A 21877-nucleotide genomic window follows, 5' to 3' on the forward strand; every position below is an offset into this window, starting at 1 on the left:
CATGCAAATCGAAAACATCGAACTCCCGCTGGACGTTCGCACCCTGCAACGCCTGCTGCCGCACCGCTACCCCTTCCTGCTGCTGGACCGCGTAATCGGCTTTGAAAAAGAAAAAAGCCTTACTGCCATTAAAAACGTTTCCGTAAACGAGCCGTTTTTCCAAGGCCACTTCCCCGATTTTCCCGTGATGCCCGGCGTGCTGATTATCGAAGCCATGGCACAAGCCGCCGGCGTGCTCGCCATCCTCAGCCGGGGCGAGCGGCAGGAAAACGAAATCTACTTTTTCGTCGGCATCGACGAAGCCCGCTTCAAACGCCAAGTCGTGCCCGGCGACCAAGTGCAGATTCATCTAGACGTCATCACCCACAAGCGCGACATCGGCAAATTCAAAGCCACCGCCACTGTAGACGGCCAAATTGCCGCCGAAGCCGTCATCATGTGCGCCAAACGCGCAGTGGGCAAATAAACCGGCAGCCGGGCAACGCCCTTTTTCAGGTAGCCCCCGCCAAACCGCCGCCGCATTTCGCACAAACCATTTTCAGGTAGCCCTTACCCCCTGCAAAGCCCGCTGCCACAAGGAAACCCCATGTCCCTAATCCACCCCACCGCGATTATCGACCCCAAAGCCGAGCTCGACAGCAGCGTTAAAGTCGGCGCCTACACCATCATCGGCCCAAACGTGCAAATCGGTGCCGGCAGCGAAATCGGCCCGCACGCCGTTATCGAAGGGCACACCACCATCGGCGAAAACAACCGCATTTTCCAATTCGCCAGCCTGGGCGCCATACCGCAAGACAAAAAATACCGCGGCGAGCCCACCCGTCTGATTATCGGCAACGGCAACACCATCCGCGAATTCACCACCTTCAACCTCGGCACCATAACCGGCATCGGCGAAACCCGCATCGGCGACGACAACTGGATCATGGCCTACTGCCACCTCGCCCACGACTGCGTGATCGGCAGCCACACCATCTTCGCCAACAATGCCTCCCTAGCCGGCCACGTTACTATCGGCGACTACGTTATCCTCGGCGGCTACACCCTCGTCTTCCAATTCTGCCGCATCGGCAACTACGCCATGACGACCTTCGCCGCCGGCGTACACAAAGACGTCCCCCCCTACTTCATGGCCGACGGCTACCGCGCCGAACCCGCCGGCATCAACAGTGAAGGTATGCGCCGCAACGGCTTCACACCCGAACAGATCACTAATGTGAAAAACGCCTACAAAGCCCTCTACCGCCAAGGCCTGTCGTACGAAGAAGCCCGCAGCCAGATCGCCCAAGCCGCCGAAACCGCGCCCGAGCTGGCCGTATTGCGCGACTTCCTTGCCGACTCACAACGTAGTATCATTCGCTAATCTTTCCCCCAAGGCTACCTGAAACAGCCAAACCGTTTTCAGGTAGCCTTTGGTGAAACTTCCCAAGTAGCACAACTCATCAACCAATTAAGGAGACACCATGCAGAAACTCACCACCCTGGCTCTGATCGCCGCCCTGGCCGCCCCTGCCGCCGTCCTGGCCAACAACTTCGAAAGCGAACACGCTACCAACCGCGAAGTAGTCAGCACGGCCGACCCCGCTGCCCGCGAGCTGTTCTTGCGCCCGGTTACCCTGAAACAAGGCCGTACCCACACCCTGCCCGTAACCCTGCGTGCCGGTAAGTTCTACACCTTCTTTGGCGACTGCGACGACAACTGCAACAACATGGACATGAATCTGATGGCTGCCAACGGCGCCCGCGTAGCCGGCGACAATCTGCCGGACAACCAGCCACTGTTCACCTTCCAAGCTCCCAGCAGCGGCAACTACCGCATCGTGTTGAGCATGAAAGACTGCGACGATGCCAACGGCTGCAAAGCCACCGTTCATGCTTTCGAAGGCACCCGTCGTGTATACGCCACCTTCACCCGCCCCATGGAATAATCCAATCCTGCATAGCCCAATCGCCCGAGCCACACAGCCCGGGCGGTTTGTTATAACAGAATGCTCAAAGAAACACTCAACGTTGGCTTGCCAACAGTCTGGATACGATCCAGCACCCTCTCTTCCGAATCAGGCTGCTCAACCAAAATTTGGCATGAACTATAATAAATACCAATATAACGGGATTTTTATGCCAATATAATGCGCACAAACACCAGCATTTACCAAAGTAACTTTTCTTCATAGCTATTTTCAATCGCACCCTCTTCCACTTTCAGGTAGCCTGCCGTTTTCCCCTTCAGCAAGTTCCCACCACCATGCCCACCCGCCGCCTTATCCCGCTTCTGTCTATTCTGCTGTTGTCTGCCGCTGCCCAAGCCGCGCCCGACAACTGGCTGCCGCAAGCGCAGCGGATGAACCGCGAAATCGTGCGCAAAGAAGACCGCCGCGCCCGGCTGCACGAACATTTCCGTGGCAGCCTGTCCCAAGGCGAATCCAAACCTCAGCAAATCAACCTGCGTGCCGGCAAACATTACACCTTCTTTGCCGATTGCAGCCGACAATGCAACAACATCGACCTCACCCTGCTGCACGACGGCCGCACCCTTATCGCCGATACCGATCCCCATGCCTCCCCCATGTTCGGCTGGTATGCCCGCCAAAGCGGCCAATACACCCTCACCCTCACCATGCCCAACTGTATCGACCGCGTGTGCGATTACAGCATCCAAGTATTCGAAGGCAGTCAGAAAATCCTCTAGCCGCCCAATCAGGGCGCGTACGACTCGTGCAGATTTTGCCGACGCCCAACAAACGGTAATGGCATGGAATACCTTCACCACAAATTTTTCAGGTATCCTCTATATAGTAGGCCGACTTTTGAACTAGCTGGCATGCCACTTTGGCAACAAGTTTGCTTCTTATCTGCCGATATGCTCTCCCACAATACTGGAGTTCGGGACAACCGGCATATAATGAGAGAGCGTATCAATCCTACATCGCGGAGCAGTAAACAATTCAGCGGTGGGAAACCTACCTTAAACAGTAACTACTATCATCCTGATCCTGCTGAAGCACGCGTACAAGCAGCAAGCATACGTAGAAATATACAAATCAGGAAATTACAATGATGCGGTAGCCGTTTTTAATTCCTTGGGTGTACAGAATGTTCAAGTAAGATCTAATGGTGTGATTACAGGGAAATTACCTGACGGAAGAGAAGTTAATGTTCGTAATTATAGTTCAGGAAATAGTGCTCCTACACTGTAAATTCAGCATAGCAATGATGAGAATATTAAAATTAGGTATAGGTATAAATAATGTTTAGTACAATTAAATCTATTAATGCTCCAAAAGGTCAAGGTTTCTTTTTGGAGTGCGTATTTATGGATGAAGGGAAAATTAGTATTTTATTTTCAAACAATAAAGATAGAAATGACTTAACAGAAATATCTATAGATTGGGCTATTCATTTCCAAAGAACAGATGATTCATACAAAATTAATACTTTTCTGAAATGATTTCATTAAGTGATGGTAACGTAAGCCCATTATTTGACCAAGGAGATAGATTCTTTGAAGTTACTGATAAAAAATATACTGAATGGGTTATTGAAGATCACTATTTCCCATTAAAAGATTATGAAAAACTATATGTTTTCTTTTTTATCGAATCATATATTGAGATTATTAGTTCAGAGCCACCTGTTTTTACCAAAATAAATAGCAACCAAGAATATTATGAAAATTTAAAAGAAAGAGTATGTTGGATACCTGATAAATAATGATTAAGCATATAATGAAGGGGCTTAGGAAGCAAAATTCATTTTAAAGGGTTTTCCCGCAACATTTTCAATAGCACTTTATACAGATCATCATGCCGGTGGTTGAAGCGGAACTCGGTTTCTTTTAAATGCAGGTAAAAGGTATGCTTCGGCACCCCGTTAAATTGCACCAAGCGATGCTTGGCGTAGCTCCAAAAAGATTCAATATCGTTAATATGCCGCGTACCGCGGACAAACTCATTGTCACCATGATGTACCCTGAAATGTTTGGCAAAACCCATGTCAACCAATCCCTGATAACCGCGCCAACCGTCGGTATTGATGACGCTCTCGATACCGACACGACCTCTAATGACCTTTTGCAGCGTCGCTTTGGAAGCATCGGGAACAATCTCGGTATAAACCTTGTCCCCACGTTTCAAAATACCGAAAACGATAGTTTTCCCACCCGCACCGCGCCCGCGTTTGCCCCTGATACGTTTGGCACCAAAATAGGATTCGTCCAATTCTACAATGCCGTATAAAGGTGCCTGCCTCCCGCATTCGTCAGCCAAACGCCGGCGCAATTTCAGGTACAGGCTGTTGACGCTTCTGACACTGATTCCGGTCAGTTTGGCGGTATCGGAAGCGGTCAAATCTAAGGCGAAAAGCCGCAGGATCTGACGGAATTTGGCCTCGGTAATTTTACTGCACTTTTGGTACTTGTTTTTTAAATCCATTTCAGAAGCTTATCACTATATTTTGTGATTTTGCTTCCTAAGCCCCTAATGAATTAAGAAACTGCATATAAAATAGCCTGTAAACTACTAACTAAGGCTTTCAGGCTGCTATAAAATACATTAAAAACAATTAAATGAATGTTTACAAAGAAAAAAGCATATTGATTCTGGCACCCATGCAGGGTCTGCTCGACCCGGTCATGCGCCGCCTGCTCACCGACATCGGCGGCTACAACGAATGCATCACCGAATTCGTCCGCATCACCCACACCCTGCACTCCCGCGCCACCTGGCGGCGGCACATGCCCGAAATCGATCACGGCTGCCGCACCCACGCCGGCACCCCCTGCACCCTCCAGCTGCTCGGCAGCGACCCCGACAACATGGCCGCCAACGCCCAAGCCGCCGTGGCCGCAGGCGCGCAAAAAATCGACCTCAACTTCGGCTGCCCCGCCCCCACTGTCAACAAACACCAAGGCGGCGCCATCCTCCTGCGCGAGCCCGAACGCATCCGCCAAATCGTCGCTACCGTGCGCCAAAGGCTACCTGAAAACATCCCCCTCACCGCCAAAATGCGCCTCGGCTACGAAGACTGCTCCCTCGCCCTCGAATGCGCCCAAGCCATCGCCCAAGGCGGCGCCTCCGCGCTGGCCGTGCACGCCCGCACCAAAATCGAAGGCTACCGCCCGCCTGCCCATTGGGAGCAAATCGCCCCCATCCGCCAAGCACTCAGCATCCCTGTGATCGCCAACGGCGACGTATTCAGCCTGGCCGACTACCTTGCCATCCGCCAAACCAGCGGCTGCCAAGATGTGATGCTCGGGCGCGGCGCCGTCATCACCCCCGACCTTGCCCGCCAAATTCAGCGCCACAACCAAGGCCTCCCGCCCCAGCCCGCCGGTTTCGCCGACTACCTCGTATGGATACGCCGCTTCTTCCAACTCTGCCGCGAACACGCCGGCGATACGCCCTACCCCGCCGCCCGCCTCAAACAATGGCTCGGCATGATGAAAACCGCCCACCCCCAAGCCGCACACCTCTTCACCCAACTGCGCCCCCTCACCTGCCCCCAACAAATCGAGCAGCTGCTGGATAACTACCAGTCCCAACCCGAATAAGCAAAGGCTACCTGAAAGCCAAGCCCCGCGAAGCCCAAACTTTCAGGTAGCCTCAAACCGCACACCACCATGCCCAAACTTTCCCGCCTCATCCGCCGCAGCCTCCTCAGCCTGGCCGCCCTCCTCCTGCTCTACGGCGCCGCCGTTTGGCTGCTGCCCCATATCAAAAGCCCAGGCCGGCCCGAAGGCGAGCCCGAAATCACCGTATGGCTGCTCTCCAACAGCGTGCACACCGACATCGTCGTCCCCACCTTCAGCAGCGAAGCCGACTGGCGGGCCGTCTTCCCCGCCGAGCACACCCGCAGCCAAGAATACGCCCCCTGGCTCGCCATCGGCCTGGGCGACAAAAACTTCTACCTCACCACCCCCACCTGGGCCGACCTCCGCCCCAGCACCGCCCTCAAAGCCGCCGCCGGCCTATCCAGCAACGCCGTCCACGCCACCTACTACCACAGCCTCGAAGGCTGCACCCGCTGCGCCCCCATCCGCATCAGCCGCGCCCAATACCGCCGCCTCATCGCCTACATCCGCCAAAGCCTGCAATGGCAACACGACCGTACCATCCCCATTCCCACCGATATGGTCTACGGCGGAAACGACGCCTTCTACGAAGCCGTCGGCAGCTACAACCTCTTCTACACCTGCAACACCTGGACCAACAACGCCCTCAAAGCCATGCACGCCGACGCCGCCCTCTGGACGATTACCGAACAAGGCCTCTTCCAGCACCACCCACCCCAACCGCCCACCAACGGAAACGAAGGGCTGCCCGAAACAACACCGCAAGCTGACAATTGAGGCTACCTGAAAACATATAGTGGATTAACAAAAATCAGGACAAGGCGGCGAGCCGCAGACAGTACACACGTTACGGCAAGGCGAGCCAACGCCGTACTGGTTTTTGTTAATTCACTATAACTTCAATGAAGTTCAAACCATCGGGTACAGCACAACCCTGCCGTTCAAGGCTACCTGAAAATTCGAAAGAACCGGCAAACCAAACAACGGGGTAATCACGCCACCCCACCCCCACATAAGCTCATATCGCCCACACCAAACAAAAAGGCTACCTGAAACTTTGGCCGGGCGGACACTTCGCCGGAACCCGTAGCCAGGATACCCGTATCCGACAAAACCGTTATGCCGGAAGCGCCGGATTCGGGAATCCGACCTATGGCTGCTCCCCCACATCCCCAAACGTGTACAATACCCCATTTCGACATCCCGCCCCTAACACCATGCAACCCTACCTCCACCTCATGCAGCACATCCTCAGCCACGGCACCGACAAATCCGACCGCACCGGCACCGGCACCCGTTCCATATTCGGCCACCAAATGCGCTTCGACCTCGCCCAAGGCTTTCCCCTGCTCACCACCAAAAAGCTCCACCTGCGCTCCATCATCCACGAGCTCCTTTGGTTTCTCAAAGGCGACACCAACATCCGCTACCTGAAAGAAAACAACGTATCCATCTGGGACGAATGGGCCGACGAAAACGGCGACCTCGGCCCCGTATACGGCTACCAATGGCGCTCCTGGCCCGCCCCCGACGGCCGGCATATCGACCAAATCGCCAACGTTGTCGAGCAAATCAAACGCAACCCCGACAGCCGCCGCCTCATCGTATCCGCCTGGAACCCCGCCTTCGTCGATGAAATGGCCCTGCCCCCCTGCCACGCCCTGTTCCAATTTTACGTAGCCGAAGGCCGACTCTCCTGCCAGCTCTACCAACGCAGCGCCGACGTCTTCCTCGGCGTGCCCTTCAACATCGCCAGCTACGCCCTGCTTACCATGATGATGGCGCAAGTGTGCGGCCTCGCGCCCGGCGAATTCATCCACACCTTCGGCGACGTCCACCTCTACAGCAACCACTTCGAGCAAGCCCGCCTCCAGCTCACCCGCGAGCCGCGAGCCCTGCCGCAAATGCAGCTCAACCCCGAAGTGCAAAACCTGTTCGACTTCCGCTTTGAAGACTTCGAACTGCAAAACTACGACCCGCACCCGCACATCAAAGCACAAGTGGCGGTGTAATACTGGCAGCAATCAAAAAAGGCTACCTGAAATTTCAGGTAGCCTTTCCATTGCAGCCATGCAGGGTGCGTGCGGAACGCACGCATGCGGCTTTGGAATAACACGGTCAACTTGGCATAACGGACAACGGCGTGCGCGCCTGCGGCGCACACCCTACACGCCCCCAAGCAGCCGATAAATCGGATGAAGAAAGGCTACCTGAAATTTAGCTACGCAGAAACTTCGCTGCGCTACGTTTTCAGGCAGCCTTTGCATTGCAGACAGGCGCGGCGGTTTAAAAGCGCAGGCCGGCACGGATGCCGAAGTTGTGCCCGTGGCTGGTGGACGAATCGATATGGCCGCCGACATGGTCGCGGGCATGGGTTTTGTAATGCTCGTATTGGTAGTAGGGGCCGAAGGTCAGCGCCAGATTCGGGGTAAATTGTTTCTGCACGTCCACACCCAATCCTAGGCCATAGCTACTGTTTTTATGCGTTTCATCGGGTACGGCAAAAGCCTGCGACCATTTGGTTTCCTCGCGGCGGCGCACGCTGACAGTGGCTTCGCCCCAAGGGGTGATGCTCCAGCCGCCGCCCAAGTCCTGCTCGTATTCTACCTGTGCTTTCAGGTATAGGCTGCTTGAATTATGGTCCACAGCATTCGGGGCATGGACGGTGCGGTGTGCGCGGGCGTTGCTATCCGTATAACCGTAACCCAGCCCGCCGCCCACGCGCAGGCCGCCCTGCTTGAAACCGGACGGGGAGTACAAATAACCCGCATACAGGTCGATGCCGTCGGATTTGCCGCCGTCCACCGTGGTTACGCCGTTTTCTTTCATATCGGAACTGCGGCGGCTATATGTCAGCTCGGCACGGATGGCGTGCTGTTGCGCCAGCGGGATATCGGCACGACCCCGTAGAACAAAGCCATCGCTGCTTTGTTTGATAACGTTGACTTTTGAATTGAGATGCTCGTAGCCGGTGGTAACGGTATATCTCCCGTCTTTAATCGGGTGCAGCGGGGTTTCTTGGGAATCGGGCGCGGCGGATGCGGCGGCGGCGAAGGAAAGGATGGAAAGGGCGAGTAGGGTTTTCTGCATAATTCGGTCTCCTTGTTTGGAAAATGAACGATGCTGCAAAAGCCCGAAAAAAAGGGCTGCACAGCGGGGGCTGCACAGCGGGGGCTGAGGCGGCAAACCTGCCTGCGGCGGTTTGCCGCCTCAGCCGAACTTATTATCAATCATCCGAGCCTAGGCTTACAATTCTAGCGGCAGGTTTTACCTTTATTAACAAAGGCAGCCAAAACTGGCGCAGTGAGTAGTATAGTGAATTAAATTTAAACCAGTACAGCGTTGTCTCGCCTTGCCGTACTGTTTGTACTGTCTGCGGCTCGCCGCCTTGTCCTGATTTAAATTTAATCCACTATAAATACTGGGTTGAGCAACCCAACATTTTTCAGGTAGCCCTCCCTCTTTCAGGCTACCTGAAAAGCCATAGGCCGGATTCTCGAATCCAACACCCTGTTCAAGGCTAGCTGAAACTTTAGCTACGCAGAAACTTCGCTGCGCTACGTTTTCAGGTAGCCTTTCCCTATCCCTCCCGACTTACGGCGCACACTCCTCCCACACCGCTTCGCCGTCTTCGCCGAACAAATGCAGGCGCAGGCGGCTATCGGGCAGGGTTTCGATGCGCAGGCGGCCGCTGCCGCTGTGGGCTTCGCCGGCGAGGGTGAGGTGTTGGCGGGTGTAGGCGATGCTGCTGCGGTCGGTGTAGCGGCCGAGCAGGAAGCCTTTTCGGATGCCGCCGCCTTGGTATTCCGCCCACACGGTGTCGCCGTCTTGGCGGAAGCGGCAGCGTTCGGGTGTTTCGCCTGCATGGCCTGCTTCGGCGGGTTGGAACACTTTGCCGTCGAGGTTGAACGAGGCTTGCTCGGCAGCGGCGGGTGCTGGGCTTTGGCGGAAATAGAGCAGCAGGTCGCGGAAAACGTCGGGGTCTTTCACGAAGGTCATTTCGCCGCCCTGCGGGAAGTGGTAGTCGAGCAGGCGGGACACCCAGAAACGGATACAGCCGGCGCGGTGGGCGATGGGCAGGTAGGCCTGTTCGGCGGGGGTGAGGGGGCGCACGCTTTGATAGCCGCGCATAAAGGCTTGCTGTAACTGCGGGTCGATTCGGTTGTCGGCCAGGCGCGCCCAGTCGTTTACTGCGATGGCGAGGTCGTACATGAAGCTGCCGTTGCAGGCGTAGTAGAAATCGATGAAGCCGGCTACCTGAATGCCGTCGAGCAGCACGTTGTCTTTGAACAGGTCGGCATGGATGATGCCGTGGGGCAGGTGGCTGTCGGGGTGGGCGGCGAGAAAGGCGATTTCGTCTTGCAGCAGCGCGGCATCTTCACTGCTCAGGCAGGGCAGCAGGCGGCGGCTTTCGGCTTCCCACCAGGCGGCGTGGCGCGGGTTGGGCATGCTTTGGCCGAAGCTCTGCCCGGCGATGTGCATTTTGGCAAGCATGGCGCCGGTGTGGAAGCATTGGGCGGCATCGGGCACGGCGGTGTCGCGGCCGTTGAGGAAGGTGGCGAGGCAGGCGGGTTTGCCGGCGAGCGTGCTGTCGAAGCGCCCGTCGCGGCGGGGAATGGGCGCGGGGCAGGCCACACCGTTGCGGCTGAGGTGCTGGCTGAGCTCCATGAAGAAAGGCAGCTCTTCGCGGGTGAGCACCTCGAAGATGGTGAGCACATAGCGGCCGCGGTCGGTGTCGAGGAAGTAGTTGCTGTTGGTTACGCCTTGGGCAATGCCTTGCAGCGACACGAAGCTGCCTAAGTCGTAGTCTTCTAAAAACTGGCGGATTTCTTGATCGGAAACGCTGGTGTAAACAGACATGGCGGGCATCGCGGCAAAGTGGTTGGGGAACGGGCATTCTAGCAAATGAAACAGCAAGCGGGCTACCTGAAAGGCTTCGGGCGGGCGGCATGGCCGCGACAACGCTCGGCTTGCCGGCCACTTTGGTTTTCAGGTAGCCCAAGCCGGTTTAGGGTTATAATGTAACATGATTTAAATCAAATAGTTATTTTATTCCCAAGCCTTGACGGCAACTCCCGGCGGAGTGCATACTCTGACCCGGGTAGCCTCCGAGGGCAACCCCGAACTTACCAATCAACCAGCACAAGGATCATAGCCATGAAGATGAAAGCAGCTGTTGTTACCCCCCAATGCGACGGTAACGTAGAAATCGTTGAGCGCGACATCCCTGCCGTGGGCGCGGGCGAAGCGCTGGTGGAAGTGGAATACTGCGGCGTGTGCCACACCGACTTGCACGTGGCCGCCGGCGACTACGGTAAAAAACCCGGCCGCGTGCTCGGCCACGAAGGCATCGGCATCGTGAAACAGGTTGCGCCGGATGTAACCACCCTGAAAGTGGGCGACCGCGTGAGCATTGCCTGGCTGTTTGCCAGCTGCGGCCACTGCGAATACTGCATCACCGGCCGCGAAACCTTCTGCCGCAGCGTGCTGAACGCCGGTTACACCGCCGACGGCGGCATGGCCACTCACTGCGTGGTGAAAGCCGATTATGCGGTGAAAGTGCCCGAAGGCCTCGATCCCGCCCAGGCCAGCAGCATCACCTGTGCCGGCGTAACCACTTATAAAGCCATCAAAGTGGCCGGCGCTGCGCCCGGTCAGTGGATTGCCATCTACGGCGCCGGCGGCTTGGGCAACCTGGCCGTGCAATACGCCAAGAAAGTATTCGGCGCACACGTGATCGCCGTAGACATCAACGACGACAAACTGGCTCTGGCCAAACAATCCGGCGCTGATTTGATTGTGAACCCGGCCAAACAAGACGCGGCCAAGTTCATTCAAGAGAAAACCGGCGGCGCACACTCCGCCGTGGTAACTGCCGTGTCTCGTGCTGCATTCAATTCCGCCGTAGATTGCGTACGCGCCTGTGGCCGCGTGGTAGCCGTCGGCCTGCCGCCAGAAACCATGGATTTGTCGATTCCGCGCCTAGTGCTGGATGGCATCGAAGTAGTGGGCTCACTGGTGGGCACACGCAAAGACTTGGAAGAAGCCTTCCAATTCGGCGCCGAAGGCATCGTGGTGCCCGTGGTGCAGCTGCGCCAACTGGACGAAGCCAATGCCATTTTCCAAGAAATGCGCGACGGCAAAATCCAAGGCCGTATGGTTATCGACATGAAAGCCTGCGGTTGCCATCACTAAGCCTTAGGTTGTAAACAAACAGGCCGCTCCAAAAATGGGGCGGCCTGTTTTGCGGATGAGGCTACCTGAAACCTTAGAGCTCGCTGTGCTGCGTTTAAACTTCGTTGCCACACACGTTTTCAGGTAGCCTTTTCCTTGCCTATTTATTCCACATAACGAACCCCTTGCACCACCTCCCTACGCCTCAACCATTTCGGTACAAATACCGCCGCCAAAGTAGCCGCCACTACCAACACAATCCCCAGCCACGACAGTGCCGAAATCTGCTCACCCAAAATCAACACCGCCAGCCACGCCCCGAAAATCGGACCCAGCGCCGACAAAATGCCTGAAAAATTCGCCGACACCGTTTTCATCCCGATATTCCATAAATTGTAGGCCAGCCAGCTGCAACACACCCCCAAATACACCAGCCCCAGCGTGCCGCGCCAATTCCAATCGATATGCAGGCTGTCGGCCAGCGTCAAACTTGCCGGCAGGCACAGCAGCGGCGCCACTGCCATCGTTATCGAAGTAAACGCCTGCACCCCCACCTTTTCAATCATCTTCTGCGAAGGGCGCAATACCGCGCAAAACACCGTATTGCCCAACATCACCAACGTGCAGCCCCAAAGGCTGATTTCCCCGCTGCTCTTGCCGCCCGCAATCAGCAGCGCCACCCCGACAAACGCCGCCACGCCGCACAGCCACACAAACCAATGCGCCCGGTCGCAGAAAAAGAAGTGGCCGATAAACACCGTTAAAATCGGGCTCAAGCCGATAATCGTGGTGGCGCTGGCCGCCGACGTGTATTTCACCCCCACAAATTCCGGTATCATCACCATCACATAATTCAAAAACGACAGCCACAGCAAACCCCGCCAATACCGCGCATCAATCTGTCGCCAATAGCGCAAACACAGCGGCAAGGCCAGAACAGAGGCAATCATCAGCCGAAACAACAACATAAGCTCCGGCTCCATCATCGTGTAGGTATATTTGGCCGCAATAAAAGCGCTGCTCCATAAAAGCAGCGCAACAATTTGGTAAAACACAGCTCCCCCTCAGGCACATCCTGCCGAAAAACTATAGTGTAAACAGTATACTACACCCATATAACCGCCAGCAAGGGTAGAAACAGGCTTTCCGAATAAACCATGCGCTAAAGCAAACAACCCCTACTATACAGCAAAGCAATTGGGCTTTCTCTGCAGTGTTAGTTCGCTTTGCCGTATTTCCATACTGTTTGCAGCTTACCGGCTTGTATTGAAGTCAATTTGCTATGTACGGTCGGTTTTCTGCACACATTGTTCCATTTAGGCTACCTGAAAACGCAAGCCTTCACGAGATGGCGCAAGATTAGATTGCTCGCTCTTGCCATAAACAAACCGGCTTATAACCGGCGGCAATTTCCATAAAAGCAATCATTCTTTCACAAAATACTGAGTGCTTGATACAGTTCGCCACCGTTGAACTGCCGATAAGGACAAGCCATGGATTTTGTGAAACCCGAACATTTGCGCGACTTCTACCCCCATGAAATTTTGCAGGATTCCCTGCAAAAGGCTCAGGCCAAATCAGGTTCGAGCCTGAAAACGCTGGCGATTTTAAGCTTTTTGGGCGGCGGTTACGTGGGTTTCGGCTATTTGGCGTTTTTAAAAGTGGTGACCGGCATTCCGCCCGAATGGTCGGGGCTGGCCAACTTGCTGGGCGCGGCCGTGTTCCCTATCTGCCTGATTTGTATTCTGATTGGCGGCGGCGAGCTGGCCACGGGCAATATGATGCTGATGGGGCTGGGCTGGTTTGGCAAAAGAATCAATGTGGCCAACCTGATGCGCAACTGGCTGATCGTGAGCTTGGGCAATTTGGCCGGGGCTTTGTGTATGGCGTATTTTCTCGGGCATTTCGTGGGCTTGACCGAAGGCGTGGCGGCGGCGAAAACCGTTGCCATTGCCGAAGCCAAGGTGGGCATGAGTTTTGGCCGCTCGTTTGTGTCGGCCATTGCCTGCAACTGGATGGTGTGCATGGGCATTTGGTTTTATTTCGGCGCGAAGCAGACTTCGGGGCGGATTTTGGCGATGTGGTTTCCAGTGATGACCTTTGTGCTGATTGGGCTGCAACACTTTGTGGCCAATATGTTTATCATTCCGGCCGGCATTTTTGCGGGAGCGAATGTGTCGTGGGGGCAGTTTTTTGCCAATATGATTCCCGTGTTTCTAGGCAATGTGGCCGGCGGCACGGCGTTTGTGGCGGCCTCGTATCTGCACGCGTATAAGCATTTATTGAAAGATGATTATTCGATTTAGCCGGCATACCGTGCGGTTATAGTGAATTAAATTTAAACCAGTACAGCGTTGTCTCGCCTTGCCGTAACGTGTGTACTGTCTGCGGCTCGCCGCCTTGTCCTGATTTAAATTTAATCCACTATAAAAAGGCTACCTGAAACCAGTTTTCAGGTAGCCTTTGTCGTATTGGTGTGCACTAGCCGAAAGCGTGCGCCAACACATCCACTACTTTATCCTGTTCGGCTTCGGTCAGCCCGAAATACAGCGGGATGCTGATTGCGCCGGCGTAATAGGCTTCGGCATGGGGGAAGTCGCCGGTTTTGAAGCCGAAGTGTTGGCGGTAGTAGGGCTGGGTGTGGACGGGGATGTAGTGCACATTGACGCCGATGCCGTTTTGCCGCAGGAAGTCAAACACTTGGCGGCGGGTTTTGCCGCTATCGGCGCGCACTTGCACGGGATAGAGGTGCAGGGCGGAGCAGTTTTGCGGGTTGCGCTGCGGCAGGATAAGCGGCAGGTGGGCAAGCAGGCGGTCGTAGCGCGCGGCAAGTTCGTGGCGGCGGGTGACGAATTCGTCGATGCGGGTCATCTGGCTCACGCCGAGGGCGGCTTGCAGTTCGGTCATGCGGTAGTTGTAGCCGAGGTCGATTTGCTGGTAATACCAAGCCCCGTCCGGCTCTTGGCTCATTTCTTCGGGATTGCGGGTGATGCCGTGGCTGCGCAACAGGGCCAGTTTGGCGGCAAGCTCTGGGCTGTTGGTAAGGGCTGCGCCGCCTTCGGCGGTGGTGATGATTTTGACGGGGTGGAAACTGAATACGGTGATGTCGCTATATCGGCAGTTGCCGATTTTGCCGCCCTGATAGCTGCCACCGACGGCGTGGGAAGCGTCTTCAATGATTTTGAAGCCGTATTGTTGCGAGAGCGCGTGAATGGCTGCCATATCGCACGGTTCGCCTGCAAAATGGACGGGCACGACGATTTTGGGCAGGCAGCCTGAAACTTTGGCCGCTTTCAGTTTGACTTCCAGCGCGGCGGGAGACATATTGAGTGTGTGCGGGTCGATGTCCACAAAATCCACATCCGCGCCGCAATAACGGGCACAGTTGGCGGAGGCGGTGAAGGTGATGGGAGAGGTCCACAGGCTGTCGCCTTGTCCCAAGCCGAGAACCAGGCAGGCGAGGTGCAGGGCGGAGGTGGCGGAATTGACGGCAACGGCGTGCGCTGCGCCGCAATAGGCTTTCAGGCTGTTTTCAAAGGCGGGCACTTGCGGGCCTTGGGTGAGGAAGTCGGATTGGAGCACGCGCACGACGGCGGCTATATCGGCTTCAGAAATGGTTTGGCGGCCGTAGGGGATCATTTTTGGGGTTTCTCCGTTGTTTGGATTGTTGGAGCTTTCAGGTAGCCTTTGCCGGGCTAGGCGGATGGATGGCGATAAGCAAAAAAGGCTTGCCGAAGCAAGCCTTTTTGTTGGGTTACTAGACTAGGCTAGCCACAAATTAGAATTTGTGTACCACGCCAGTGCCCACGCCCCAGTTGTTTACGTTTTTAGCGCGGCTATTTTCTTTCTCACGCAACCAACCTACAGATACCAAACCGGTAGTGCGGCGGGAGAAGGCATAATCTGCACCAACGATAGCTTGGGTATAACGGGCACCAAGATTATCAGATTTACCGTATGCTACAGAGACTTTAGGAGTAACGGCACCGAAAGTGTAAGCTGCAGAAATCTGAGCCTCTTTGGTTTTGTCAGTACCAGCACCGCCGTCAGCAGGAGTACCAGTGGTAGCAGGAGGAACAGGTGCAACAGCAGGAGTGTAATTGGCAATATCAAAGGTATCACGGCCAGTGAAGTCGCCAGCTACACCTTTGCCATACTGCAGACCAGCTGCAACATACAGGTTGTTAGCGTCGTAACCGAAGCTCAGGTTGTGAACATGGCTGTCTTTCAGACCAGTAGCAGTTGTTTCAGTGTGGGTCTTACGAGCATATTCAACAGCATAACGACCGAAGAAGCCGCTGTTTTTGTAGCCCAAGCCCAAACCGAATACCGGTTTGCCGTCGTTAGTACGATCACCATGTACGTTAGTACCGGGAGCCATTTGGAAAGCGAAGTCGAAACCGCCGAAGTCAGGAGACTGATAGTTCAAGCTAGTACGACGAGCACCGAAACGGGTATAACGGGACAGACCCAAAGCCTCGTTGCTGTATTCCCAGTTGTCTTGGGCATCCAGGGCTTGTTTCAGCGGGGTGCTTACACGACCAACTTTAACGGTGCCGAAGCCACCTTCCAAACCAACGAAGCTGTCGCGGTTGTTTACAAAGCTGCCGCCGTCCAAGCTGGCGTTAGATTCAACTTGCCAAATAGCTTTCAGGTTGCCACCCAGGTCTTCAGAACCTTTGAAGCCAACGTAGCTACCGTAGTCAACCACGCCCCAAGCGTTTCTTTCGCTCTTCAGCTGGGCAGAGGTGCCTTCACGAGTAAATTCAACACCGCCACGGATTTTACCGTACAGAATAACTTCTGCAGAAGCGGCAACCGGCAAGGAAACCAATGCTAATGCAATCAGGGTTTTTTTCATGCTGCATTCCTTTATCTATGTCTAAACTAAAAATACACACTTAAAAAAGAAACTTCGTCTTTCTTTATTTAAGCTCTCACGCAATCGCCGCATTAGCGATTTCATGACTGCAATATAATTGTTCGGCGGCAAAAAAACAAATCCTATCGCGGGCAAAACGGCAGATGCGGGCTAAATTGTATGCTTTATGCAACAATGTGGCGCTATGCAGGGGCTGGGCTTTATGCCGTTTAAAGCTTGTCCGGCAGGGGATTTGCCCTGGCGGGCGATACGGCCTATCATCTTATAAATTATATTGTTCCGGCAGGCTGAGAGAGGCGGAGCCGGAGGTTTGCAACGAATATTTGAGAGCTTATGAGCCACACTGTACACCTGAAATTTGAAGAGATCGACAACACGGTTTTGCAACGGCTGTGCGGGCCGCTGGAAGAAAATTTGGAAAAGCTGGGTAAAGCGCTGGAAGTGGAAATCGGACGGCGGTTTGCTGAGTTTACCTTTATCGGCAACCATGCCCATGCGGCAAGGGAGGCGCTTTTGAGGCTGGCCGAGCTGGCCGAGCAGCGGGATTTGGACGATAACGATATTCAGCTTTCGGCAGTGGAAGCCAAAACGGCAGATGAAGCTTTTGTGCCGAAAAACGAGGCCGGGCATCAGTATTTCCTGCAAACGCGGCGCGGCAAGCTGGGCGGGCGCACACCGCGTCAAAACGGCTATATCCGCGCGCTGCTCAGCCACGATATTGTGTTCGGCCTAGGTCCGGCGGGTACAGGCAAAACTTATTTGGCCGTAGCGGCGGCGGTGGACGCCATGAGCAAGCACGAAGTGGAACGTATTGTGCTGGTGCGCCCAGCTGTGGAAGCAGGGGAGAAACTCGGCTTCCTGCCGGGCGATTTGGCGCAGAAGGTAGACCCTTATCTGCGCCCGCTGTATGACGCACTGTATGACTTGATGGGCTTCGACCGCGTTACCAAGCTGCTGGAACGCGGGCTGATTGAGATTGCCCCGCTGGCCTATATGCGCGGGCGCACGCTGAACGGCTCGTATGTGATTCTGGACGAGGCGCAGAACACCACGCCGGAACAGATGAAGATGTTCCTCACGCGTATCGGTTTCGGCGCCAAGGCAGCGATTACCGGCGACATCAGCCAAATCGACTTACCGCGCAACATTAAATCCGGCCTGAAAGACGCGCGGGAAAAACTGCACGGCATCGATGGCATTTATTTCCACACCTTTACCAGCGAAGACGTGGTACGCCATCCCTTGGTGCAGAGAATTGTAGATGCCTACGACGCTGCGGATGCGGAGCGGGAAGAGTAGGGCTTGCCGCCTTTGTATCTTATATATACATTTTCAGGTAGCCTGCAAGCACACGGTTTGAGGCTACCTGAAACTTATCTCCAATTCTGTTTCAACCTTTCAAGAAAGAATGATGATGCAAAACCTGCAACTGCCGCTACATTTCCATTTCAAAATCTCCACGCCATCCAACGATTTCAGCGTGGTGGATGCCGAAGGCAGGGAAGTGGCCTACACGCGGCAGAAGATATTCAAGCTGAAGGAAGCCGTGGAGATTTTTAGCGATGCCTCACGCCGCACGCGGCTATACCGCATACAGGCCGACCGCATCATATAGTGAATTAACAAAAACCAGTACAGCGTTGGCTCGCCTTGCCGTAACGTGTGTACTGTCTGCGGCTCGCCGCCTTGTCCTGATTTTTGTTAATCCACTATAGATTTCAACGCCTGCTACCGGATTGTGAACGAAAACGGCGAGGAGCTCGGCTCGATACGGCGCAACGGCATGCGCTCGCTGTGGCGTATTTCCTACCAGATATACGATGCCGGCAGCCGGCTGCTGTATGAAGTGCGCGAGAAAAACCCGTGATTGGCATTTTGGGATGCGCTGGTGGGCGAGATTCCGGTTGTGGGCATGTTTATTATTTTCTCAACCCAAGCTTTGGAGTAACCGATGCCGCCGGGCAGGAGGCGTATCTGCTGAAGAAAGAGCCTTCGCTCATGGAACGGCGCTTCAGCCTGCACAAAACCGGCACGGCCGCGCATGATGAATTGGTTACGCTGTCGCTGATGATGTTGATGCTGTTGGAACGGACAAAAGGTTAGGGTTTGCCAATGCCTCAGGCTACCTGAAAACGGCCGGATGGGTTTTCAGGTAGCCTTTAATCATGCAGTGGTAGTTGATATTTGTCTGATGGATTGTCGGTTAAATCTTTAACCGCCCTTGGGGTTGTCCAATATTGGGAGAAATACTTCTCGTAGCGCATCAATTAAGAATAAGTCGTATTCCCTTCGCCAAATGATACAATCGCGCCAAATCTTGCGGGAGAATTGGCAATAATGGGTAGAACGGAGTGGATGATTGCGGTTTTGGCGGCCGGGCTGGCGGCGGGAGTGGCGTGGATACGGCATCGCCGGCAAACCGGCCGCGATTCTTACCTGCCGCTGTGGCGGCCTTTTGTGTGGCTGGCGGGTTGGCTGGCGCTGCTCTTGGGTATTATCGGCATCTTTTTGCCGGGCTTGCCGACTGTGCCGTTCGTGCTGCTGGCGGCAGGCTGTTGGTCGCGCACGTCGCCGCGTTTCCACCGTTGGCTGAGCGAACACCGCCATTTCGGCCCGATGGTGCGCAATTGGGAGCGCAAACGGGCCATTCCTTTGAAGGGCAAGGTGTTGTCGGCGCTGATGATGGCTTGCTCGTGCGTGTGGATGCTGTACCGTTTTCCCGAACGTTGGTGGGCGGGGGCGGGTATGGCGGTGGTGTGTTTGTTGGTAACAGTATGGATGTGGCGGTTGCCGAGCGAGTGAGATTGAGGGCATTCAAAAGGGCTACCTGAAAATTTTCAGGTAGCCTTTCTTCATCCCATAGAAGCCGGTTAGCTGGTGAACGGGTGCTGCAGCACGATGGTTTCCACGCGGTCGGGGCCGGTGGAGACGATGGCGATGGGCGCGCCGCACACCTCTTCGATGCGTTTCAGGTAGCCCTTGGCGTTTTCCGGCAGCTGGTCAAAGCTTTGTACGCCGAAGGTGGATTCTGTCCAGCCGGGTAAGGTTTCGTAGATCGGGGTGCAGCCGGCCACGGCATCGCTGCCGAAGGGCAGGATATCGGTGGTGCTGCCGTCGGGCAGGGTGTAGCCGGTGCAGATTTTGATTTCGGGGATGCCGTCCATCACATCAAGCTTAGTGATGCACAGGCCGCTGATGCCGTTGATTTGGATGGAGCGTTTGAGTGCGGCGGCATCAAACCAGCCGCAACGGCGGGCACGGCCGGTTACCGAACCGAATTCGTTGCCACGTTCGGCCAGGCCTTTGCCGGTGTCGTCGAACAGCTCGGTGGGGAAGGGGCCGGAGCCGACGCGGGTGGTGTAGGCTTTCACGATGCCGAGCACATAATCCAAGGCCTGCGGCGGCACGCCCGCCCCGGCAGAGGCAGCGCCTGCCAAGCAGTTGGAGGAGGTAACAAAGGGATAAGTGCCGTAGTCGATATCTAACAGCGTGCCTTGAGCACCTTCAAACAGCAGGCGTTCGCCGCGCCGGATGGTGTCATGCAGGCTGAGCGACACGTCGGCGAGCATCGGCAGAATACGTTCTTTGAAGGCGTTGATTTTGGCCATCACGTCATCAAACTGCACGGGCTCTGCGCCATGCAGGTGTTGCAGCTGCACGTTATATACTTCAAGGTTGGCACGCAGTTTGTCGGACAAGAGCTCGGTATTGGCCAAATCGCCCAAACGGATGGCGCGGCGGGATACTTTGTCTTCATAAGCCGGGCCGATGCCGCGGCCGGTGGTGCCGATTTTGCCAGTGCCTTTGGAGGCTTCGCGGGCGTGATCGAGCGCAATGTGGTAGGGCAGAATCATCGGGCAGGTGGGGGCGATGTGTAGCCGGTCGGCCACGTTTTTCACGCCGGCAGCAGTCAGCTCGTCGATTTCGCCGAGCAGGGCTTCGGGGGAAACCACCACGCCGGAGCCGATGTAGCAATGCAGGTTTTCATGCAGGATGCCGCTGGGAATCAGGCGCAGCACGGTTTTCTTGCCGTTTACCACCAGCGTGTGCCCGGCATTGTGGCCGCCTTGGAAGCGCACCACACCGGCGCACTCTTCGGCCAGCCAGTCTACAATTTTGCCTTTGCCTTCGTCGCCCCATTGCGCGCCGATTACTACGATATTTTTTGCCATGATGTTGTTGCCTTTATTTGTTAATTGGTAGAAATGGTTTTTTGTACTTCTGCCTACATTAGCACCTTAATGTGCTCAGGTAGCATGGGCAGGGTCAGAAATGTTAATTCATACATACTGCTGAAAGCCTTGGCCTGTGCTTCGTCTATGTCGGTAACCAGTAAGATAAAGTTTTCGGCAGGAATATTCAGCCGTTTACGTAGGGTAAGGTATTTATCCAAATCACGACGGTATTCACCGGTTTTGCATTCGATTACCAAAGGCTGCCTGCCAGCAGGCAGAAAGACGACATCCAGTTCATGCAGGTCTTCATTCGCGAAACGAATTTCTAAGCTTCTGGCGCAAGAGAAAGAATAAGTTTTCCCCCGTTGCTTGGCTTCTTTCAATATCTGCCCGAGCGCGTACCATTCCAGCCATTCACCGCTAAAAAATTGGCGGATAGGTGAGGCACTTTGTAGCTTCAAGTGGATGAGTTTATCTTGTTTTTGATAAGAATAACGGGAAAACAGAGTGTGGCTATAAAACTCGCGACAAATATTGTTAATTTGCTGTGCTTCTTTTTGCGAATATTTCTTCAAATCCACATTCAGCCCGCTATGACTATTGCGGTATGACCAGGTAATTCTGCTGATAATGTCTTTGAATACGTTGTAATGCTGCCCGATACGCTCAGCAGCCTCATCGTAATAGCCGCTCATATCCACGGCGGAATAGTCGAAGTTTGGGGTAATTTGTTTGTCGACGAACCATTGTGCCAATCCGAAATGCTGTTGTGCGGTGCTTAGAACTTCGGTATCAGACAATTTAATACCGTGCAGCGGATTGGCATCACTTGATTGTGTGGCCTCATTTGCTGAATTAGAAACCTGTTCGCTTTCCTGCTCTTTCAACGCATTTAATTCACGCATAACAGCAACGTATCGGTTAATCAGCTGGCTGATGAAATACACAGTATCGTAAACGATAACGGGTTGCCCGCATTTTTGGCATACGGCACCTTCCTGTGCAGGATGTTCTCCTAGTTGTTTACAATGGTTACAGCGATAGACGCCCATTGCTTCTCCTTGTTAATCTTAATAA

23 protein-coding genes and 2 pseudogenes are annotated in these 21877 nt (G+C 54.8%); 15 read left to right on the forward strand and 10 right to left on the reverse strand.

Features of this window, described 5'->3' with window-relative positions; translation table 11 throughout:
- Position 1: 1 nt before the first annotated feature.
- From fabZ to ELB75_RS11990, 5 genes are all read left to right on the forward strand, one after another.
- A complete protein-coding gene (gene fabZ, locus ELB75_RS11965) occupies positions 2-466 on the forward strand; it encodes a 3-hydroxyacyl-ACP dehydratase FabZ (protein WP_126984086.1) in 465 nt (154 codons plus the stop codon).
- A 120-nt stretch (positions 467-586) separates the two neighbouring features.
- A complete protein-coding gene (gene lpxA / locus ELB75_RS11970) occupies positions 587-1363 on the forward strand; it encodes an acyl-ACP--UDP-N-acetylglucosamine O-acyltransferase (protein WP_126984087.1) in 777 nt (258 codons plus the stop codon).
- Positions 1364-1463: 100 nt separating this feature from the next.
- Entirely contained in the window at positions 1464-1928 is a 465-nt protein-coding gene (locus tag ELB75_RS11975; RefSeq protein ID WP_126984088.1) for a hypothetical protein, read from the forward strand.
- A 317-nt stretch (positions 1929-2245) separates the two neighbouring features.
- Positions 2246-2689, forward strand: coding sequence for a hypothetical protein (locus tag ELB75_RS11980; RefSeq protein WP_126984089.1), 444 nt, complete (start codon positions 2246-2248; stop codon positions 2687-2689).
- A gap of 755 nt (positions 2690-3444) precedes the next feature.
- Positions 3445-3711: a hypothetical protein gene (locus ELB75_RS11990; protein WP_126984090.1), complete on the forward strand. Its 267-nt coding sequence runs from the start codon at positions 3445-3447 to the stop codon at positions 3709-3711.
- A gap of 38 nt (positions 3712-3749) precedes the next feature.
- On the opposite strand, the gene ELB75_RS11995 is transcribed toward ELB75_RS11990, so the two are convergent.
- The gene (locus ELB75_RS11995; protein ID WP_126982624.1) at positions 3750-4430 is read right to left on the reverse strand and encodes an IS1595 family transposase; all 681 of its coding nucleotides are present in this window, start codon (positions 4428-4430) and stop codon (positions 3750-3752) included.
- A 134-nt stretch (positions 4431-4564) separates the two neighbouring features.
- On the opposite strand from ELB75_RS11995, the gene ELB75_RS12000 reads away from it, so the two are divergent.
- From ELB75_RS12000 to ELB75_RS12010, 3 genes are all read left to right on the forward strand, one after another.
- Entirely contained in the window at positions 4565-5548 is a 984-nt protein-coding gene (locus ELB75_RS12000) for a tRNA dihydrouridine synthase (protein WP_126984091.1), read from the forward strand.
- Positions 5549-5617: 69 nt separating this feature from the next.
- On the forward strand, positions 5618-6346 hold the full coding sequence (locus ELB75_RS12005) for a TIGR02117 family protein (RefSeq protein ID WP_126984092.1): 729 nt from the start codon (positions 5618-5620) through the stop codon (positions 6344-6346).
- A 440-nt stretch (positions 6347-6786) separates the two neighbouring features.
- Positions 6787-7581, forward strand: coding sequence for a thymidylate synthase (locus ELB75_RS12010; protein WP_126984093.1), 795 nt, complete (start codon positions 6787-6789; stop codon positions 7579-7581).
- A gap of 274 nt (positions 7582-7855) precedes the next feature.
- Here the strand turns inward: ELB75_RS12010 and ELB75_RS12015 are convergent, their stop codons facing one another.
- The 4 genes and pseudogenes from ELB75_RS12015 to thrB all read right to left on the reverse strand — a co-directional run.
- Positions 7856-8659: an outer membrane beta-barrel protein gene (locus ELB75_RS12015; RefSeq protein ID WP_126984094.1), complete on the reverse strand. Its 804-nt coding sequence runs from the start codon at positions 8657-8659 to the stop codon at positions 7856-7858.
- A 202-nt stretch (positions 8660-8861) separates the two neighbouring features.
- Positions 8862-8986 (reverse strand): annotated as a pseudogene (locus ELB75_RS12755) (IS5/IS1182 family transposase); the annotation flags it as partial.
- A gap of 177 nt (positions 8987-9163) precedes the next feature.
- Positions 9164-9460, reverse strand: a complete 297-nt coding sequence (locus ELB75_RS13315) for an avidin-fold protein (protein ID WP_488782856.1) — start codon at positions 9458-9460, stop codon at positions 9164-9166.
- Between the two features lie 63 nt (positions 9461-9523).
- A pseudogene (thrB, locus tag ELB75_RS12020) lies at positions 9524-10429 on the reverse strand (homoserine kinase); the annotation flags it as partial.
- A 297-nt stretch (positions 10430-10726) separates the two neighbouring features.
- Between thrB and adhP the strand changes: the two are divergent.
- Complete coding sequence (gene adhP / locus ELB75_RS12025) at positions 10727-11764, forward strand: alcohol dehydrogenase AdhP (RefSeq protein WP_126984095.1); 1038 nt, start codon at positions 10727-10729, stop codon at positions 11762-11764.
- A 143-nt stretch (positions 11765-11907) separates the two neighbouring features.
- Here the strand turns inward: adhP and ELB75_RS12030 are convergent, their stop codons facing one another.
- Positions 11908-12798, reverse strand: coding sequence for a DMT family transporter (locus tag ELB75_RS12030; protein WP_126984096.1), 891 nt, complete (start codon positions 12796-12798; stop codon positions 11908-11910).
- Between the two features lie 438 nt (positions 12799-13236).
- Here ELB75_RS12030 and ELB75_RS12035 point away from each other — a divergent pair, with 438 nt between their 5' ends.
- A complete protein-coding gene (locus ELB75_RS12035; RefSeq protein ID WP_126984097.1) occupies positions 13237-14049 on the forward strand; it encodes a formate/nitrite transporter family protein in 813 nt (270 codons plus the stop codon).
- Between the two features lie 175 nt (positions 14050-14224).
- Here the strand turns inward: ELB75_RS12035 and pseC are convergent, their stop codons facing one another.
- Positions 14225-15382 (reverse strand): UDP-4-amino-4,6-dideoxy-N-acetyl-beta-L-altrosamine transaminase, encoded by a 1158-nt coding sequence (pseC, locus tag ELB75_RS12040; protein WP_126984098.1) that lies wholly within the window; start codon positions 15380-15382, stop codon positions 14225-14227.
- Positions 15383-15521: 139 nt separating this feature from the next.
- Positions 15522-16604 carry a porin gene (locus ELB75_RS12045; RefSeq protein ID WP_126984099.1) on the reverse strand — a complete coding sequence of 361 codons (1083 nt, stop codon included), beginning with the start codon at positions 16602-16604 and terminating at the stop codon, positions 15522-15524.
- 354 nt (positions 16605-16958) lie between these two features.
- Here ELB75_RS12045 and ELB75_RS12050 point away from each other — a divergent pair, with 354 nt between their 5' ends.
- From ELB75_RS12050 to ELB75_RS12065, 5 genes are all read left to right on the forward strand, one after another.
- Positions 16959-17924: a PhoH family protein gene (locus ELB75_RS12050; protein WP_126984100.1), complete on the forward strand. Its 966-nt coding sequence runs from the start codon at positions 16959-16961 to the stop codon at positions 17922-17924.
- Between the two features lie 109 nt (positions 17925-18033).
- The gene (locus tag ELB75_RS12055; RefSeq protein ID WP_241236091.1) at positions 18034-18240 is read left to right on the forward strand and encodes a hypothetical protein; all 207 of its coding nucleotides are present in this window, start codon (positions 18034-18036) and stop codon (positions 18238-18240) included.
- Between the two features lie 123 nt (positions 18241-18363).
- Entirely contained in the window at positions 18364-18492 is a 129-nt protein-coding gene (locus tag ELB75_RS13080; RefSeq protein WP_277600821.1) for a hypothetical protein, read from the forward strand.
- Positions 18489-18728 (forward strand): hypothetical protein, encoded by a 240-nt coding sequence (locus ELB75_RS12760; RefSeq protein ID WP_206501461.1) that lies wholly within the window; start codon positions 18489-18491, stop codon positions 18726-18728. The genes ELB75_RS13080 and ELB75_RS12760 overlap by 4 nt, the downstream gene beginning before the upstream one ends.
- Before the next feature lie 339 nt (positions 18729-19067).
- Positions 19068-19427, forward strand: a complete 360-nt coding sequence (locus tag ELB75_RS12065) for a YbaN family protein (protein ID WP_164726943.1) — start codon at positions 19068-19070, stop codon at positions 19425-19427.
- 68 nt (positions 19428-19495) lie between these two features.
- On the opposite strand, the gene ELB75_RS12070 is transcribed toward ELB75_RS12065, so the two are convergent.
- Both ELB75_RS12070 and ELB75_RS12075 read right to left on the reverse strand, forming a co-directional pair.
- Entirely contained in the window at positions 19496-20797 is a 1302-nt protein-coding gene (locus ELB75_RS12070; RefSeq protein ID WP_126984102.1) for an adenylosuccinate synthase, read from the reverse strand.
- Positions 20798-20850: 53 nt separating this feature from the next.
- Positions 20851-21852 (reverse strand): ubiquitin carboxyl-terminal hydrolase, encoded by a 1002-nt coding sequence (locus ELB75_RS12075; protein ID WP_126984103.1) that lies wholly within the window; start codon positions 21850-21852, stop codon positions 20851-20853.
- Positions 21853-21877 lie beyond the last annotated feature (25 nt).

Source organism: Eikenella corrodens (assembly GCF_003990355.1).
GTDB classification, from domain to species: Bacteria; Pseudomonadota; Gammaproteobacteria; order Burkholderiales; family Neisseriaceae; genus Eikenella; species Eikenella corrodens_B.

Excerpts from the sequence above, each read along its gene's own strand:
- fabZ (WP_126984086.1), top strand. The coding sequence starts at position 2 with ATGCAAATCGAAAACATCGAACTCCCGCTGGACGTTCGCACCCTGCAA.
- ELB75_RS12015 (WP_126984094.1), bottom strand. The coding sequence starts at position 8,659 with ATGCAGAAAACCCTACTCGCCCTTTCCATCCTTTCCTTCGCCGCCGCC.
- pseC (WP_126984098.1), bottom strand. The coding sequence starts at position 15,382 with ATGATCCCCTACGGCCGCCAAACCATTTCTGAAGCCGATATAGCCGCC.
- ELB75_RS12035 (WP_126984097.1), top strand. The coding sequence starts at position 13,237 with ATGGATTTTGTGAAACCCGAACATTTGCGCGACTTCTACCCCCATGAA.
- ELB75_RS11995 (WP_126982624.1), bottom strand. The coding sequence starts at position 4,430 with ATGGATTTAAAAAACAAGTACCAAAAGTGCAGTAAAATTACCGAGGCC.
- ELB75_RS12050 (WP_126984100.1), top strand. The coding sequence starts at position 16,959 with ATGAGCCACACTGTACACCTGAAATTTGAAGAGATCGACAACACGGTT.
- adhP (WP_126984095.1), top strand. The coding sequence starts at position 10,727 with ATGAAGATGAAAGCAGCTGTTGTTACCCCCCAATGCGACGGTAACGTA.
- ELB75_RS11990 (WP_126984090.1), top strand. The coding sequence starts at position 3,445 with ATGATTTCATTAAGTGATGGTAACGTAAGCCCATTATTTGACCAAGGA.
- ELB75_RS11980 (WP_126984089.1), top strand. The coding sequence starts at position 2,246 with ATGCCCACCCGCCGCCTTATCCCGCTTCTGTCTATTCTGCTGTTGTCT.
- ELB75_RS12005 (WP_126984092.1), top strand. The coding sequence starts at position 5,618 with ATGCCCAAACTTTCCCGCCTCATCCGCCGCAGCCTCCTCAGCCTGGCC.
- ELB75_RS12075 (WP_126984103.1), bottom strand. The coding sequence starts at position 21,852 with ATGGGCGTCTATCGCTGTAACCATTGTAAACAACTAGGAGAACATCCT.
- ELB75_RS12070 (WP_126984102.1), bottom strand. The coding sequence starts at position 20,797 with ATGGCAAAAAATATCGTAGTAATCGGCGCGCAATGGGGCGACGAAGGC.
- ELB75_RS12010 (WP_126984093.1), top strand. The coding sequence starts at position 6,787 with ATGCAACCCTACCTCCACCTCATGCAGCACATCCTCAGCCACGGCACC.
- ELB75_RS12055 (WP_241236091.1), top strand. The coding sequence starts at position 18,034 with ATGATGATGCAAAACCTGCAACTGCCGCTACATTTCCATTTCAAAATC.
- ELB75_RS12000 (WP_126984091.1), top strand. The coding sequence starts at position 4,565 with ATGAATGTTTACAAAGAAAAAAGCATATTGATTCTGGCACCCATGCAG.
- ELB75_RS11975 (WP_126984088.1), top strand. The coding sequence starts at position 1,464 with ATGCAGAAACTCACCACCCTGGCTCTGATCGCCGCCCTGGCCGCCCCT.
- lpxA (WP_126984087.1), top strand. The coding sequence starts at position 587 with ATGTCCCTAATCCACCCCACCGCGATTATCGACCCCAAAGCCGAGCTC.
- ELB75_RS12045 (WP_126984099.1), bottom strand. The coding sequence starts at position 16,604 with ATGAAAAAAACCCTGATTGCATTAGCATTGGTTTCCTTGCCGGTTGCC.